Below are 15,127 nucleotides of genomic sequence, written 5' to 3'. Positions count from 1 at the left end.
CATGCACTCGCCGCGGCTCCTGCGTCGCCTGCACCTCGACGATCACGACCACTGGTTCTCCGGTGCGGTGCTCGTGCTCTGCCTGCTGGGGATCGTGGCGGTCTACGGTGCGGGCAGCTGGCGCTCGGCGGCGCTGGGCCAGTACTTCTATCTGCTCAAGCATCTCGAGCGACTGGCCATCGGGCTGGTGGCCATGCTGGTGCTGGCCTCGGTGGATCACGTGCGGCTGCGGCGCTCGTGGCTGGTGTGGGGGGCGCTCGCCACGGGACTGGTGCTGACCGCCCTGCCGGTGTCCTTGCGCAGCCTGGGCATCGACCGCTGGGTGGAGGTCCCGGGCCTGGGCCAGTTCCAGCCGCTCGAGCTGGCCAAGCTGGCGCTGGTCTATTTCCTGGCCTACCGCCTCTCCGCGCCGGCGCTCGACGGGCCGCTGCAGGGGCGCCAGCTCGGCCTCACGCTGCTCGCGGGTCCGCTGGCGCTGATCGTGCTCCTGGCCCTGCAACCGAACTTCGGCAACGTGGTGGTCATGGCGCTGGTCACCCTGCTCATGCTGATGGTGGCCGGTCTGCGCTGGCGCTGGCTGGCCATGGTCGTGCCCGCCGGGACCGCCGCCGCCACGCTGGGCTACTTCGTGGTTGGCAAGCTCCACCAGCGCATCACCGTCTGGGCCCTGGGCTGGCAGGGGCGCGGCCTCGATGGCGATCAGCCCTTCGGCTACCAGGTCCACCAGTCGCTCCTGGGCATGGGCGCCGGGGGTTGGCATGGCCTCGGGCCGGGGAACAGCCACAACAAGTTCGCGTTCCTGCCCGAGAACCACACCGACTTCGCCGTCTCGTTCCTCGGCGAGGAACTGGGCCTGATCGGCACGCTCATCGTGGTGGTGGCGCTGACGGTGTTGGTCTGGCGCGCCATGATCATCGCCCAGCGGGCGCCCACGCGCTTCGGGCAACTCCTGGCCGCCGGCCTCGGGGGCATGCTCTTCATCTACGGCGCCGCCAACATCGCCATGGTCACCGGTGTGATCCCGGTCATGGGGGTGCCGCTGCCCTTCGTCAGCTACGGCGGCTCGGCGCTCATCACCAACCTCGCGGCGGTGGGCCTGATCCTGAACGTGGACCGCCAGGGCCGCGGCCGACGCCATTCCCGCTCTCGTATTTGACCGCGGCGCCCAACCGCGCTAGCATGGTCCGGGATCAGCGAGCGCAAGGAGGCGCCATGTTCCGGAATACCCGCCACATCCACCTCGTCGCCATCGGCGGCGTGGGCATGAGTGGAATCGCCGAGGTCCTGCTCAATCTCGGCTTCTCCGTCAGCGGCAGCGATCTGCACCGCTCACCCAACACCGAGCGGCTGGCGCGCCAGGGTGCGCGCATCCACATCGGCCATGCCGCCCTCCAGGTCGAGGGCGCCGACGTGGTGGTCCGCTCGTCGGCGGTCACCGAGGCCAACGCCGAGGTCCGCGAGGCCCGGCGCCGCCGGATCCCGGTGATCCGGCGCGCCGAGATGCTCGCCGAACTCATGCGCCTGCAGGAAGGCGTGGCCATCGCCGGTTCCCACGGCAAGACCACCACCACCAGCCTCACCGCCACCGTGCTCGCCGCCGGTGGCCTCGACCCCACGGTGATCGTGGGCGGGAAGGTCCTGGCCCTGGGCACGGGCGCGGTGCTCGGACAGGGTCGATACCTGGTGGCCGAGGCCGACGAGAGCGATGGCAGCTTCCTGCATCTGGTGCCCACGGTGGCCGTGGTCACCAACATCGATCACGAGCACATCGATCACTATCCCGACCTCGACAGCCTGCGTCGGACCTTCCGAGATTTCCTGGGCCGCGTGCCGTTCTACGGCACCGCGGTGCTCTGCATCGACGATCCGGAACTGCGCGACCTGGCGCCCGGGCTCGACCGCAAGGTGGTGAGCTACGGGCTGGCGCGGGAGGCCGAGGTGCGCGCCGATCCCCAGACCATCGAGGCGGGTCCGGACGGCCAGTCGGCCGAGGTCTGGTACGGCGAGGAACTCCAGGGTCGCCTGGCGCTGCCCCAGCCCGGCCAGCACAACCTGCGCAACGCGCTGGCCGCCCTGGCCGTGGGCCGGGAGCTGGGAGTGCCGTTCACCGCGGCGGCGGCGGCGCTGGCGGGATTCGCCGGGGTCGGGCGCCGCTGCGAGAACCGGGGCGAGCACGACGGCGTGCTGGTGTTCGACGACTACGGACACCACCCCACCGAGATCAGCGCCACCATGGAGGTGGCCAGGGCCCAGCACCGGCGCCTGGCGGTGCTCTTCCAGCCGCATCGCTACTCGCGCACGCGGCATTTCGTGCGCGAGTTCGCCGACGCGCTCAGCGGCGCCGCCGACCTGGCCTTGCTGCCGGTCTATGCCGCCGGCGAGATCGACCCCGGTAATGCCGGGAGCGACTTGCTGGCCGAGGAGGTCCAGCGGCTCAACGACCGCGCGCCCACGCTTCTGGCGGGGACGGACGCGGTACCCGACTGGCTGGACTCGTGCGTGCGGCCCGGGGACCTGCTGCTGACCCTGGGCGCCGGCGACATCGGGCGCCTGGTGCCCACGATCTGCCGACACCTCGACGAGAGGGCCCGCACGTGAGGACGCCGCCGCTGACCATCGGCGAGTACCGGGGCAGCCGGGGACGCAGTCTGGCGGCATCGCGGCGCGACCGGCCTTCGCCGCGGCGCTGGATCTGGCGGGGCGGCGCGATCGTGTTGACGGTGGGGCTGCTGGCCTGGGGGGGGCACTGGCTGCTGACGTCGCCGGTCTTCGCGGTGGCCAAGGTCCAGACCGGTCGTTACCGGTTCAGCAGTCGTGAGGATGTGGAGGCGGTGCTGGGCACCTGCCTCGGACGCAACATCTGGACGCTCACCGGTCGTCAGGTCGAGGAGGTTTTCGCCACCTTGCCCTGGGTGCGGGCGGTGAGTCTGCGCCGCCGTCTGCCCGACACCCTGGTGGTCGAACTGAACGAGTGGCATCCCTTGCTGGCGGTGGCGGTCCCGGAAGCCGAAGGCAACGAGCAACTCCTGCTGGACGACGGCCGTATCCTCGCGGTGCCCGCGCACCTGACCACGCCGGGGTTGCCGCTTCTGACCGGCGCGAGCCTGGAGCTCGGCGCCGATGGGCAGCGCCGGCTGACCAAGCCCACGCCCGCACTGGTGCAGGACCTGGTGCGGGCGCTGGCCGCCACGGGTCTGGAGAGCACCTGCCCGGTCGACTTCGTCCACGCCACGGAGCGCGGATTCGAGGTGGTCCTGCAGGAACGAGCCGGGCGCCTGCTGCTCGGGTACGAGGAATTCGCGGACCGGATCGAACGCTACCTGCTCGCTCGCGACCGCATCCCCTTGGGTGCGGCCGTGGACCTGCGTTTCGCCGACCGGATCACCTTCGAGCCGCCGCCGCGCCGGACCTGAGGCTGGCCGAAAGGACGAGCATGACCGAGGGCAACCTCATCGTGGCCTGCGACTTCGGGACCACGGGCTTCCGGGCCCTGGTGGCCGAGGTCGACGATTCGGGCCAGCCCCGCATCCTGGCGGGCGCCACCGGACCGGCCGAGGGTTTCCAGGATGGCGATTTCGTCGACGTCAAGTCGGGCAGCCTGGCCATCGCCAGGACCATCCGCGCGGTGCAGGACGCGGCCAACGTGGACGTGACGGGATTCGGCTTCAACGTCTCGGGCTCGCACCTGCGCTCGGTCATGGCCACGGGACAGGTGCCGCTGGGCGCGGGCGGCCGCGAGATCGGAGCGCGCGACGTGGCCGAGGTCATGACCATGGCGCGCAGCCTGACCATCCCGTTCAACCACCGCATCCTGGCGGTGAATCCGGTGGAATTCTCGGTGGACCGGGTCGGGGGGATCCTCGACCCGCGCGGTCGCGAAGGGAGCCGGCTCGAGGTGAAGGCACACCTGATCACCGGCTCCTGCTCGGTGATCCGCAACATCGAGAACGCCGTGGAGAAGGCCGGCTTCACTCCGGCGGGCCACGCGGTGGACGTGCTCGCCGCGGCCAGTTGCCTGCTGTCCGCCGACGAGATGGACCAGGGCGTCCTGCTCATCGACATGGGAGGGACCGTGACCCACTGGGCCGTCCTGGCCGGCGGCCGCCTGCTCGGCATCGGCTCGACCCCCTGGGGGGGACAGCACCTGACCGCCGACCTGGCCAGCGGCCTGCGGATCGGCGCCGAGGCAGCCGAGGCGGTCAAGCGCGATCGGGGGGTGGTCCTGAGGAGCCTGGTGGAAGAGGTCGACGTGAACGTTCTCTTCGAGCACGAGGATCCCGAGGAGACGCCGGGTCTGGTGGCGGCCATCCTCGAACCCCGCTGCGAGGAGATCCTGTCGCTGGTCAAGGATGCGCTGGGACCGGCCTTGCCGCTGTCGCAGCTGGGAGCGGGCGTGGTGCTCACCGGCGGCGGCAGCCGCTGTCGGGGGTCGCGTGAACTCTGCGAGGAAGTGTTCGGACTGCCCGTGCGCACACGGTACCTGCCGCCGGTCCTGGCCGGCGTGGAACGCCTGCCCGAGGGCCAGTGGGCCACGGCCGTGGGCCTGGCCCTGTGGAGCGGAGGCCTGGGCAACACCGACGCCAGCGAGCCGGATGATCCCTCGCCCCGGTCGGACGGATTGGTGGGCCGCTTGCGCCGACTGTTCGGCCGGAAAGGACAGGCATGACGTCCCGGCCCGGGCGAGAGAAAGTCCTTGGCCGCGCTCTCATCATGTGTTACTAAGATTTCACGGACGAGGAGCGTCCGGAAATGCCCATCTCATGGAGGAGGCGGGTGTCATGAACATCCATTTTGCCCCCGATAAGAATGAACGGCGGGTCAAGATCAAGGTCGTCGGCGTCGGTGGCGCCGGCGGCAACGCCGTCAACCGCATGATCGAGGCCGGCCTCTCCGAGGTCGATTTTTACGCCGTCAACACCGACGCACAGGCGCTCGATACATCCCGTGCCCACCAGACCCTGATCATCGGCAGCCAGCTCACCCGCGGCCTCGGCGCGGGCGGTGACCCCGAGGTCGGCCGTCAGGCCGCCGAGGAGGATCGCGAGCTGCTGACCACCATGGTCGAGGACGCCGACATGGTCTTCGTCACCGCCGGCATGGGCGGTGGCACCGGCACCGGCGCCGCGCCCGTGGTGGCCGAGGTGGCGCGCCAGAGCGGGGCGCTCACGGTGGCCGTGGTCTCGCGTCCCTTCCTCTTCGAGGGTTTCCGTCGCATGGCGCAGGCCGAATCCGGTCTGGACGCCCTGCGCGACCGGGTGGACGCGTTGCTGGTCATTCCCAACGAGCGGCTCATGGAGATCGAGCTGGCCGACGGCGGCATGAACGAGGTCTTCCGTGTGGCCGACAACGTGCTCTACGAGGCCACCCGCGGCATCAGCGACATCATCGCGCACCACGCCGTGGTGAACCTCGACTTCGCCGACGTGCGCACCGTGATGAAGGACAGCGGCGCGGCGATCATGGGCACCGGCACGGCCAGCGGCGCGGACCGCGCGGTGTCGGCCGCGGCGGCGGCCATCTGCTCGCCGCTGCTCGAGAACGTCAACATCCACGGGTCGCGGGCCGTGCTGGTCTACCTCACCGCCGGCGCCGTCAACCGCGACGACCTGCGCGGGGCCATGGGCCACATCCAGCAGGCCGCCGGTCCCGATGCCCACATCTTCTTCGGCTTCACCGACGACGCGGAGCTGGGCGACGAGCTCCAGGTGACCGTCATCGCCACCGGGTTCCCCGCCGCCGCCGAACCGGCGGCCATGCCGGCGATGCCCGCGGCGGCCGTGGCACCCGCGCCAGAACCCGAAGTCCCGGTAGAGCCCGAACCGCTGCTGGCGGTCGAGCCCGCGGCCGAACCCGAATCGGTGGCCGAACCCGAACCGGTGGCCGAAGCGGTCCAGGAGCCCGTGCCGATGCCTGTGGTGGAGGAGGCCCGACCTGGGCCAGCCGCCACGCCGGTGACGGCGGCGGCACCCGAGTTGCCACTGGCACCGCCAGAGCCACCGCCGGTACGGGTCGTGGTGGAAGAGCGCACCGAGGCTTCCGGGCTGGCGGCGCTGGCCGCCGCAGCGGGAGGCCAGGCGAAGGTGGTGACTCAGCCGCCTGCTCCGTCGGAGATCGCCCCGTCCCAGCCGTCGGAGACCAGTCGGCGCTTCCTGGATCCGCTGGGTTCGGTGACCCTGGACGCCCAGCCCCAGTCCGCCGAGGCGCCGCAGCCCGGGCAGCGCTTCCGCAGCTCGGTGCTCAGCGAGGACAAGATGCGCCCGGCCTGGGAGAGGAAATACGTGGACTGACATGGCCTTCTTCCGCAAGCTCTTCGGAGGACGGGACGACGATGCCTATCACGATGGTATCGCGCTCTTCGAGCAGGGTCGGGCGGAGGACGCCATCCCGTTGTTGCGGACCATCTTCGCCAAGGACCCCGGTTCTCCCCGGGGCTCCCTGGCGGGGTATTACCTGCGTCAAGCCCTGGTGAGCGAGGGCCGCCGTCGACTCCAGACCGGCGATGCCGATTCCGCTGCGACATTGCTGGAGGAGGCTGTCCGCCACTGGCCCGAGTTCCCCGATCTCCAGTTCCTCTCGGGAACCGCCAGGGGGCTGGCCGACCGCTGGGGCGACGCCCTGGAGGCGGCGAAGCAGGCGCTGCGGCGCAATCCGGACTACTGCGAGGCCCGGTTTCTCGAAGCCTGCGCCCTGCAGGCCCTGGACCGGCCGGTCGAGGCCGCCGGGAGCCTCGACCAGCTCGTGGAGAGCGGTCGGCGTGTCGATCACGTCCTGGTCCGTGAACTGGACCACGACGCGGGCCACGACCCCAGGAATCTGCCCAGCGAACTCGTGGCGCGGCTGCGTCGGCTGGCCATCGGCGACGACGCCAAGGATCAGCTCGCCGAGGCCGTGGCCATCTGCCGGGCCGGTCGCTGGGATCAGGGGCTGGCCGAGTTCGCGCGCCTGGTTGCCGAGTACCCGCGCTATCCCGACATCCGGGCCCGGCATGCGGCGGCGCTCTACCAGATCGGGCGCTCCCACGAGGCGCTGGTGGAGGCCGACGCGGCCCTGGAGGCCAATCCGCGCTACCGCACCGCGGTGGCGCTCAAGGGTCTGATCCTGGCCGAACTCGGCGAACTGGCCCAGGCCCGGTCGTTCCTCGCCGATGCGGTGCCGCGACTCGAGGGCACGGTCGGACGTCACGAGGAACTCTTCCTCGCGTACCTGCGGGCCACCCTCGGTCTACTCACTGGAGAGCTGGAGGAATGTCGCCAGTTCCTGGCCGGCTGGAACGATCTGCCCCGGCAGTTTGCCCGTGCCGAGCTGCTGCTGGTCGCCTGCGACGATCTCGCCGGCCGCGGGGAGACCGCCCTGCGCCGGCTGGAGGCCCTGGCCGAGATCTGGCCCGCCGATGCGGATCTGCAGCTTCTGCGTGTCTCCTTCGCCCTCGATGCGCACCAATGGTCGCTGGCCGAGACGATCCTGGCGAACTGGCCCGCCTCGCGCGAGGCCGAGCCCGACCAGCGCCCGCTTCTGCTGCGCGCCCGTCTGGACGTGGCGCGGGGACGCGATCCCGGCCTGGCCGAGGGAGTGGTCGGTCCGGAACCGCCGGCCGCCGCCACCGAAGAGCCGGCGGTCCATCCGGCTGCCTGGCGGCAGCTCGCCATCCAGGCCCATCTGATCCGGGGCGAAGCGGCACCGGCCCTGGACCTGGCCCGCATCCAGCTGGAGGCGGGACACGCCGACGAGGAGACCGGTCGCCTGCTCCTGCATGCCGCTGGCCAGTCAGGCCAACGCCCGCCCGCCGACCTGGCCGGCCGCATCGGTGCCGCGGACAGCTGGGGTCCCGAGCTCTGCCGACAACTGCGCCGCCAGGGCTCCGGGGCGGAGGCCGAGGCCTTCGTCCGTCAGCGACGACAGGTCCGTCCCGAGCTGCGCGCCTGGTCTTGGCTGTCGGCCGGCTTCTGGCTGTCGCCGGTCCGGCGCTGGCTGGCCTGAACAGCGCCGCGCACTTTCGAGGCCCGTCGTGATCCCTTATCTTTGAGCCAGCGTCCGCCAGCTGCTTGGCGCTGTCATCGTCTCATGGGAGTAGGTCAACGTGATCCCCATCGTCCGCCGCTTGTCGCTGCTACTGTGCTGCCTGTCGCTGGCCGGGGTCGTCGCGGCCCAGGAACTGTCCGACGATCCGTGCCTGGCCGGTCGGGACCTCTTCGTGCAGAACAACTACCTGGGCGCCGAACCGCTCCTCAAGCGATGCCTGGAACGAGGCGAATCGTTGCTCGCGCTGCTGCCACTGACCATGATCACCGTGACCCAGGAACGCGCCCAGGACGGCGTGGAGTATGGTCGACGTGCGGTGGCCGTGGGGCCGGACAATCCCAACGTGCGCTACTGGTACGGCCGCGCCTTGCTGCTGGCCGGCGATGCGGCCGGCGCCTCGGCGCAGTGGGAAGAGGGTTTGCGGCTGGACACCAGCCACGTGGGGATCCTCGAGGGCATGGCCCGTTTGGCGGTGCAGCAGGGACAGGATGCCAAGGCATACAACCTGCTCTCGCAGCTTCGTTTGCAGGGTGTCGACGATGCTTGGGTGCACCGGCTGCTCTCGGGTCTGGCGCGTCGCAAGGGCCTCTGGGACCAGGCCGCCGTCCACTGGCGCGACGTGGTCGCGCGCGAGGGGGAGACCGAGCAGAATCTCCTGGTGCTCGGTGAGTTGACCATCCTGGCCGGCAAGCCCGAGGAGGCGGTGGAGATCTTCCGCCACGGCGTGGCGACGCAGCCCTCGGGCGCCATGTACGGCGGCCTGGGCGAGGCCTGGTTCACCCTTGACCAGGTCGATTCGGCGGTGGTGGCGCTGCAGAAGGCGGTGGAACTCGACCCCCAGAATGCCCGGAACCGGTTCAACCTGGCCAACGCGCTCGAACTGCTCGGCGATCTGGAAGGCGCCAGTGCCCAGTTCCAGACCTACCTGCAGCAGTCGCCCCAGGATCCGGTGGGTCACTTCAACTACGGCGTCCACCTCGAACACCGCGGCCTCGTGGAGGAGGCGCTCGACCAGGTGGAGACCGCCGTGATGCTCGACCCCGAGTACATCCAGGCGCAGGTCGTGCTGGCACAGATGTACGAGAACCTGGGGCGGACCGACGATGCTCTCGGCGTCCTGGACGACCTCGAACAGCTGGACACCGGCGCATCGGCACAGCTGGCCGAGTGGCGACAACGCCTGCAGGCCGATCAGGCCGAGGCCGAGGTGGCGCTGGGCGAGGGTAAGGTCCACCTGCTGCACATCGTCACCGGGGATCCCGTGGCGCAGGATCTCATCAAGCAGGGGTTGGCTGACGGCGAGGATTTCGCCGCCATGGCCACGCGCTATTCCACAGGACCTACGGCGGTGCGCGGCGGGGACATCGGTTGGGTGGTGCCGGGACAGATGGTCTCACCGTTGCGCGAGGCCATCGAGGCGCTTCAGCCTGGCGCGACGAGCCCTCCCGTGGAGGCGGGAGGGCTCATGCATGTCTTCAAGCGGATCCGGTAGGCGCGAGCGTCAAACGACCTTCTTGACGCTGCCAGTCCGCAGGCAACGGGTGCAGACATAACCACGCTGCACCTTGCCGCCCTGCTCGAACTTGACCTTCTGCAGGTTCGGCAGCCAGCGGTGGCGAGTCAGGTTATGAGCGTGGCTGACCCGGTTGCCGTACTGGGGCCCCTTGCCGCAGACAGAGCATTTCCTGCTCATGACATCCTCCGATCGGCGTTGAATTCCAAGGCCAGGCAATATACCATCCAGGCTTGCGTTCAGCAAGACGATTATCCCCCATGAGGCCATGACCAGCAAATCCCCACTCAGCGAAGAAAGCCCGGTCCAGTTCCTCAAGACGGTGGGACCGGCCCGGGCCACGGCACTCCGGCGGCTCGGCATCGAGACGGCCGGCGACCTGATCCGCCACTTGCCGCGTGGCCACCTCGACCGCACCAGGGTCGAGCCCATCGGCAAGCTGCGCCCGGGCCAGACCGCCACCATCCTCGGCGAGGTGCTGACCAGCGGGGAACGCCGCACACGTCGCGGCGGCAGCCTGCAGACCGTCACCGTGGGCGACGCGACCGGGGTCATGTTCTGCATCTGGTTCAACCAGCGTTACGTGCTCAAGCAGTTCCGCAGCGGGCAGAGGGTCATGCTCAGCGGGACCGTCCAGATCCACGGCGGTCGCCGCCAGCTGGCCCATCCCGACTTCGAGGCGCTCGACGGCGAGGGCGAGTCCCTGCACACCGGCCGACTGGTGCCGGTCTATCCTCTGACGGCGGGAGTCGGTCAGCATTGGCTGCGGCGCCTCATCCATGCCACGCTGGCAGAGCTGTCCCCGCGCCTCGTCGACCCCCTGCCCGAGGAACTGCTCCGGCGGCAGGGGCTCCAGACCCTGGCCGCGGCGCTGCAGGGACAGCACTACCCAGCGGACCAGGCCGAACTCGCGGCCGCCCGACGCCGGCTCGTCTTCCAGGAGCTGCTGGAGATCCAGCTGCTGATGGCCCTGCGCCGCGGGGTCCGTGATCGACGCCGTGGCGTGGCGCTGGCCAGGCCGGGCGACCTCACGCGCCGGCTGGTGGCAGCGCTGCCCTTCGCTCTGACCGCCGCTCAACGGCGCGTGCTGGCCGAGATCCTGGCCGACCTGCGCCGGGGCGAGGTCATGCATCGTCTCCTGCAGGGCGACGTCGGCTCGGGCAAGACCCTCGTGGCGCTGATCGCGGCGCTCTTCGTGATCGAACAGGGCTATCGAGCGCTGCTCATGGCGCCCACCGAGGTCCTCGCGCAGCAGCACGGCCGGACCCTGCGGAGCCTGGCCGAACCGCTGGGCGTGGTGGTGGAGACGCTCACCGGCTCGCTGCCGGCCAGCGAGCGCAAGCGCATCCTGGCCACCGCGGGGCGCGGCGAGATCCAGCTGCTGGTGGGCACCCACGCGGTGATCCAGGACCAGGTCAGGCTGCCTGGACTGGCGCTGGCCATCGTCGACGAGCAGCATCGATTCGGGGTGAAGCAGCGGGGACGCAGCGCCCGTGGCGAGGACGACGGTCCGGTCCACCTGCTGGTCATGAGCGCCACGCCGATACCGCGCAGTCTGGCGCTCACGCTCTATGGAGATCTCGACCTCTCGGTGATCGACGAGATGCCGGCGGGTCGGGTCCCGGTCACCACCAGTGTCGAACCGGCTGCCCGCGAGGAGGCCGTGCTGGCCGAGTGCCGGCGACTGGTGGCGGCGGGCGCGCAGGGCTATGTGATCTACCCCGTGGTGGAGGAGTCCGAGAAGCTGGACATCAAGGCGGCGGTGGCCGAGTACGAGGCCCTGGCGGCCGGTCCCCTGCAGGGCCTGCGGGTGGGGCTGGTCCATGGCCGCCTGAAGGCCGCGGCGAAGCAGCAGGTCATGGAGGCCTTCGCCGCGGGAGAGCTCGATGTCCTGGTGGCGACCACCGTGGTCGAGGTGGGGGTCGACGTGCCGGGGGCCAGCTGGATGGTGATCCATGCGGCGGAGCGCTTCGGTCTCGCCCAGCTCCATCAGCTGCGAGGCCGGATCGGCCGCGGAGGCGGTGCCTCGCGCTGCTGGCTCCTGCCCTCGGACCGCCTGCCGGAGGAGACCTTCGAACGCCTGCGCTTCTTCGCCGCCACCACCGACGGCTTCGCGCTGGCAGAGGAGGATCTGCGGCGACGCGGCCCTGGCGATCTCTGGGGTGTTCGCCAGCACGGGGTGCCGGGCTTCCGCCTGGCCAACCCCTTGCGGGACGGGGAGATCGCCGCCGCTGCCGCGGCCGAGGTCCGCTCCATCCTGGCCGAGGATCCCGGTCTGCAGACGCAGCGGTTCCGGTCCTTGCGGCAGGCCCTGACCACGGCCTACGGTGCGCTGGTCCCGGCGGGGACCGGTTGACCTGGTGCTGAGGGCTAAAGGTGTGGGCTGGAACGTCGATCATGGACGGGAGAGGCCATGACTGTGAACCGGACCCCAGGAGGAACCCGGACATGATCACCACCTGCACCGGCTGCCACGCTCGTTACCGCCTAGATCCGGACAAGGTGCCGCCGCGCATGATCCGCGTGCGCTGCCCCGATTGCGGCAACGTCTTCGATCTGGACGGCACCCTGCGTGGCGCCGTGGACGCAGCTTTCGAGGCTCCCGTACCTGGTCTGGAACGAGCGGGTGCCAGCCTGGATGGCTTTGCCAGTCCCGAGGCCACACCCAGCCTCGATCTCGATCTGGATGGGGATGCGACCCCGCCCCCGGAGGTCGACACGGCGCCGCGTTCCGACGATCTGGTCCTCGAGCCGGCAGCGGCGGCCTGCCTCGATCCGGCACCTGGTCCGGTGACACCGACGGCTCCGGCGAGCCAGCCCGCCGGTGGCGTGGCCGTGGCCGATCCGCCCCGGCCGTCCCGCCGCCGCCGCCGGGACAAGTCGGAGATGCTGGCCCGCGCCCTGGTCTCGGACATCCTGGTCTACAACCGCGAGGCTCGGGACAAGGCGTTGAGCGAGGGGAATCTTCTGGAGGCCCTCGGGCCCGAGATCAAGAAGTCCTGGGAGCTCTACAAGGAGAAGGTGGGGGCCGAGACAGCCACCGGCACGTCCCACTTCAAGGATGCCTTGAACGAGATCCTGGCCGAGGGCCAGAGCATCTTCTAGAGCCGAGCTCCGGTACGACGACGGCGATCCCCGCCTCGCGGGGATCGCCGTCCTGCATTGGTCACCCTTCGACCACCTTGGTCAGGACTCGGGCCATTTCTCCTTGGCGATCTCACCCAGGATGTCGTCGATCTGCTGCTTCACGCGGAGGTTCTGATCGGGTTCGAACAGCGCCTTCCGCACCCGGCCCTGGTCGTCCTTCTTGACGTAGCGCAGGGCCTGGAGGTCGGCCATGCCCATCAGGATGTCCTTGCTGACACGGACCTCGAGCGGGCTGGTCTCCAGGTCGCTCGTGGGGTTGTGGTAGGGATGCATTCCGTTGCCCCAGCCGTGCACCACCATGGAGCAGAGCAAGGCCCGGAAGGTGTTCTGCCCCTGCACGGTCTCCAGGTCAAAATTGCCGCTGACACGGTCCATGACGCTGTCGATGACGGCACTGAGTCGCTGTTCCAGGTCCTCGTCGACCTGGAAATTGAGCAAGCGCGCAAACATGGTGCGGAGGATCTGGTCGGTGTTGGTCTTCGTGGCCATGTTCTAACTCCCGGGTGGTGCAAAGCGGACCATCTGCGGGGCCCTGGGGCCGTTGAATAAAGCTTTGTCATACGGAGCCATGCAATTTGCTTGCCGCAGTGGGCAGAGCTCCGCCGCGTCATCATTCTTACTTGCCTGAAGCGCGTGAGGGTTGTCCGGGATGGCATGCGGGTTGCAAGACGATCACGTCAGTCATCATCCTGGTTCCGGGAGGCGGACCTTGCCGACCACCATGGCCACGGGCCTGCGCACATGTCGCATTCTCTATTACGGGCCGTCCGGGTGCGGAAAACGCGAGAACCTGGCGCGGATCCAGGCCTCGTTGCCTTCCGAGCACCGCCTGGCCATGGCCACCGACGATCCGACCCGTCAGATCGCTTTCCTGCTGCGCAATGGCAACCAGGGCGACTGGCAGGTCTTCGTCCAGGCCGTGGACGCGGGGCAGGAGCCCGGAGTCGCCAAGCCCGACCGGGCCCCCTTCGATGGCGTCGTCTTCGTCTGCGATTCGGGCGCCGGCGCCCTGGATACGGGCCTGTCCGCCATGGAGAGCCTCAAGAACTACCTCGACCTCTGGCACCTGGACCTCATGTCGGTGCCCATGGTCCTGCAGTACAATCGCAGCGCGGAGACGGGCATCCTGCCCGTGGACCGGCTCGAGAGCCTGCTCAATCCCTGGGGCCTGCTCTCGTTCCCCTCGGCGGCTGCCGCAGGCGAGGGTGTGCGCGAGACCCTGAAGGCCGTCCTGAGCCTGACCATCAGCCACATCCTGCAGCGGGACGTCACCACCGGTGCGGGCATCGAGCGTGGTCTGGCCATCGATCCCAATCCGCCGGTCCCGGGCAACGAGTACACTGCCGATCCCCCTGCCGCCAAGCCGGTGGAGGCGGCTACCCGGACGCAGGATCTGGGGCAGGCCTCGCTGGTCATCCCGGTCCGGGTGCCTCGCAGCGCTCTGGGTACCGATGGCACCGGACGGATCATCCTCGAGGTCCGCATCGTGGACGACTGAACGGCCGCCGTTGACCGTCGACCGGACCCGCATTAATGTACCGCCCATGAATAATCCCCATGCCATGCCGCCGCAGGGCGAGGCCGGATCGTCCCCGGCCATGATCTTCGATCAAGGTCGATTGGCCGAGGAAGCCGGTGATCTCGAGCAGGCGTATGCATGCTACCGGCGGGCTCTCGTGGCGCGCGATGGACATGCCGACTGGCATTACCGCCTGGGTTGCGTCTGCCTCAAGAGCGGCCGCTTCGACGAGGCCCGTGTCTGCTTCGAGACCGGTCTGCGCCTGCGGCCGGGTGATGCCCGCATGCTCACCAATCTCGGCGCGGCCCTCGACCGTCTGGGCCGTCGCGAGGAGGCGCTGGTGGTCTACCAGCGCGCGGCCTTCCTGGATGGCGCCCCGGCCGAGGCCTTCCACAACCTGGGGGCGCTCTACGCCGAGGCCGGCCGGACCGAGGAGGCCATCCGCGCGTTCAGCGAAGCCGTGCAGAAGACTCCCGACGCCGAGGGCTACTGCAGCCTGGGCATGGTCCTGATGGCCAGCGGCGACCTGATCCGGGCGCTCGACAGCTTCGAACGCTGCATCGCCTGCGACCGGGGACACACGCGGGGGCATTACTATGCCGCCGCATGCCTGCTCAAGCGCGGTCGCTATCAGGAAGCCCTGTCGCGCTTCGATCTGGTCCTGGGGCAGGAGCCAGGGCTGGTGCGGGCCCACTTCCACCGAGGCGTCTGCCTGCACAAGCTGGAACGTTTCAAGGCGGCGCTGGCCGCGCTCTCCCAGGCGGAGGCAGCGTTTCCCGAGGACGGCAAGATCCACTTCCAGCTGGCTTTGACTTGCGACGCCCTCGGCCTGTCCGCCGAGGCCCGCCGGCACTACCATCTGGCCCGCCTGCTGCGCGACGCGGATCCCGGCGGCGGCTCCACCCTAGAGTAGATAGCGAGCGACTCCG

General features: G+C 69.8%; 13 protein-coding genes. 11 read left to right on the top strand and 2 right to left on the bottom strand.

Annotated features, from left to right (window positions below; genetic code table 11):
• Position 1 precedes the first annotated feature (1 nt).
• The 7 genes from IFSED24_RS06550 (at position 2) to IFSED24_RS06520 (ending at position 9,511) form a co-directional block, all read left to right on the top strand.
• Complete coding sequence (locus tag IFSED24_RS06550) at positions 2-1,156, top strand: FtsW/RodA/SpoVE family cell cycle protein (protein ID WP_491334417.1); 1,155 nt, start codon at positions 2-4, stop codon at positions 1,154-1,156.
• 56 nt (positions 1,157-1,212) lie between these two features.
• Positions 1,213-2,598: a UDP-N-acetylmuramate--L-alanine ligase gene (gene murC, locus IFSED24_RS06545; RefSeq protein ID WP_491334416.1), complete on the top strand. Its 1,386-nt coding sequence runs from the start codon at positions 1,213-1,215 to the stop codon at positions 2,596-2,598.
• On the top strand, positions 2,595-3,413 hold the full coding sequence (locus IFSED24_RS06540; protein ID WP_491334415.1) for a cell division protein FtsQ/DivIB: 819 nt from the start codon (positions 2,595-2,597) through the stop codon (positions 3,411-3,413). The genes murC and IFSED24_RS06540 overlap by 4 nt, the downstream gene beginning before the upstream one ends.
• 20 nt (positions 3,414-3,433) lie before the next feature.
• On the top strand, positions 3,434-4,666 hold the full coding sequence (gene ftsA, locus IFSED24_RS06535; RefSeq protein ID WP_491334414.1) for a cell division protein FtsA: 1,233 nt from the start codon (positions 3,434-3,436) through the stop codon (positions 4,664-4,666).
• 112 nt (positions 4,667-4,778) lie between these two features.
• Positions 4,779-6,287: a cell division protein FtsZ gene (ftsZ, locus tag IFSED24_RS06530; RefSeq protein WP_491334413.1), complete on the top strand. Its 1,509-nt coding sequence runs from the start codon at positions 4,779-4,781 to the stop codon at positions 6,285-6,287.
• A gap of 1 nt (position 6,288) precedes the next feature.
• On the top strand, positions 6,289-7,977 hold the full coding sequence (locus IFSED24_RS06525; protein ID WP_491334412.1) for a tetratricopeptide repeat protein: 1,689 nt from the start codon (positions 6,289-6,291) through the stop codon (positions 7,975-7,977).
• Positions 7,978-8,077: 100 nt separating this feature from the next.
• Positions 8,078-9,511 (top strand): tetratricopeptide repeat protein, encoded by a 1,434-nt coding sequence (locus tag IFSED24_RS06520; RefSeq protein ID WP_491334411.1) that lies wholly within the window; start codon positions 8,078-8,080, stop codon positions 9,509-9,511.
• 9 nt (positions 9,512-9,520) lie between these two features.
• Here the strand turns inward: IFSED24_RS06520 and rpmB are convergent, their stop codons facing one another.
• Complete coding sequence (gene rpmB, locus IFSED24_RS06515; protein WP_491334410.1) at positions 9,521-9,712, bottom strand: 50S ribosomal protein L28; 192 nt, start codon at positions 9,710-9,712, stop codon at positions 9,521-9,523.
• 88 nt (positions 9,713-9,800) lie between these two features.
• Here rpmB and recG point away from each other — a divergent pair, with 88 nt between their 5' ends.
• Together recG and IFSED24_RS06505 are read left to right on the top strand one after the other, a co-directional pair.
• A complete protein-coding gene (gene recG, locus IFSED24_RS06510; protein WP_491334409.1) occupies positions 9,801-11,888 on the top strand; it encodes an ATP-dependent DNA helicase RecG in 2,088 nt (695 codons plus the stop codon).
• 92 nt (positions 11,889-11,980) lie between these two features.
• A complete protein-coding gene (locus IFSED24_RS06505; RefSeq protein WP_491334408.1) occupies positions 11,981-12,637 on the top strand; it encodes a zinc-ribbon domain-containing protein in 657 nt (218 codons plus the stop codon).
• A gap of 81 nt (positions 12,638-12,718) precedes the next feature.
• Here IFSED24_RS06505 and IFSED24_RS06500 read toward each other — a convergent pair whose 3' ends face one another.
• Complete coding sequence (locus IFSED24_RS06500) at positions 12,719-13,168, bottom strand: hypothetical protein (protein WP_491334407.1); 450 nt, start codon at positions 13,166-13,168, stop codon at positions 12,719-12,721.
• Positions 13,169-13,388: 220 nt separating this feature from the next.
• Here IFSED24_RS06500 and IFSED24_RS06495 point away from each other — a divergent pair, with 220 nt between their 5' ends.
• On the top strand, positions 13,389-14,177 hold the full coding sequence (locus tag IFSED24_RS06495) for a hypothetical protein (RefSeq protein WP_491334406.1): 789 nt from the start codon (positions 13,389-13,391) through the stop codon (positions 14,175-14,177).
• 46 nt (positions 14,178-14,223) lie between these two features.
• Positions 14,224-15,111, top strand: coding sequence for a tetratricopeptide repeat protein (locus IFSED24_RS06490; RefSeq protein WP_491334405.1), 888 nt, complete (start codon positions 14,224-14,226; stop codon positions 15,109-15,111).
• The last annotated feature ends 16 nt before the right edge of the window (positions 15,112-15,127 follow it).

Source organism: Candidatus Latescibacter sp. IFSED24 (assembly GCF_058273205.1).
This window is presented reverse-complemented; position numbering and strand designations above follow the sequence as displayed.

Bases quoted from the DNA above. Each gene is read 5' to 3' on its own strand.
- IFSED24_RS06500 (WP_491334407.1), bottom strand. From the start codon at position 13,168: ATGGCCACGAAGACCAACACCGACCAGATCCTCCGCACCATGTTTGCG.
- ftsZ (WP_491334413.1), top strand. From the start codon at position 4,779: ATGAACATCCATTTTGCCCCCGATAAGAATGAACGGCGGGTCAAGATC.
- IFSED24_RS06505 (WP_491334408.1), top strand. From the start codon at position 11,981: ATGATCACCACCTGCACCGGCTGCCACGCTCGTTACCGCCTAGATCCG.
- IFSED24_RS06550 (WP_491334417.1), top strand. From the start codon at position 2: ATGCACTCGCCGCGGCTCCTGCGTCGCCTGCACCTCGACGATCACGAC.
- ftsA (WP_491334414.1), top strand. From the start codon at position 3,434: ATGACCGAGGGCAACCTCATCGTGGCCTGCGACTTCGGGACCACGGGC.
- recG (WP_491334409.1), top strand. From the start codon at position 9,801: ATGACCAGCAAATCCCCACTCAGCGAAGAAAGCCCGGTCCAGTTCCTC.
- murC (WP_491334416.1), top strand. From the start codon at position 1,213: ATGTTCCGGAATACCCGCCACATCCACCTCGTCGCCATCGGCGGCGTG.
- IFSED24_RS06525 (WP_491334412.1), top strand. From the start codon at position 6,289: ATGGCCTTCTTCCGCAAGCTCTTCGGAGGACGGGACGACGATGCCTAT.
- IFSED24_RS06490 (WP_491334405.1), top strand. From the start codon at position 14,224: ATGAATAATCCCCATGCCATGCCGCCGCAGGGCGAGGCCGGATCGTCC.
- rpmB (WP_491334410.1), bottom strand. From the start codon at position 9,712: ATGAGCAGGAAATGCTCTGTCTGCGGCAAGGGGCCCCAGTACGGCAAC.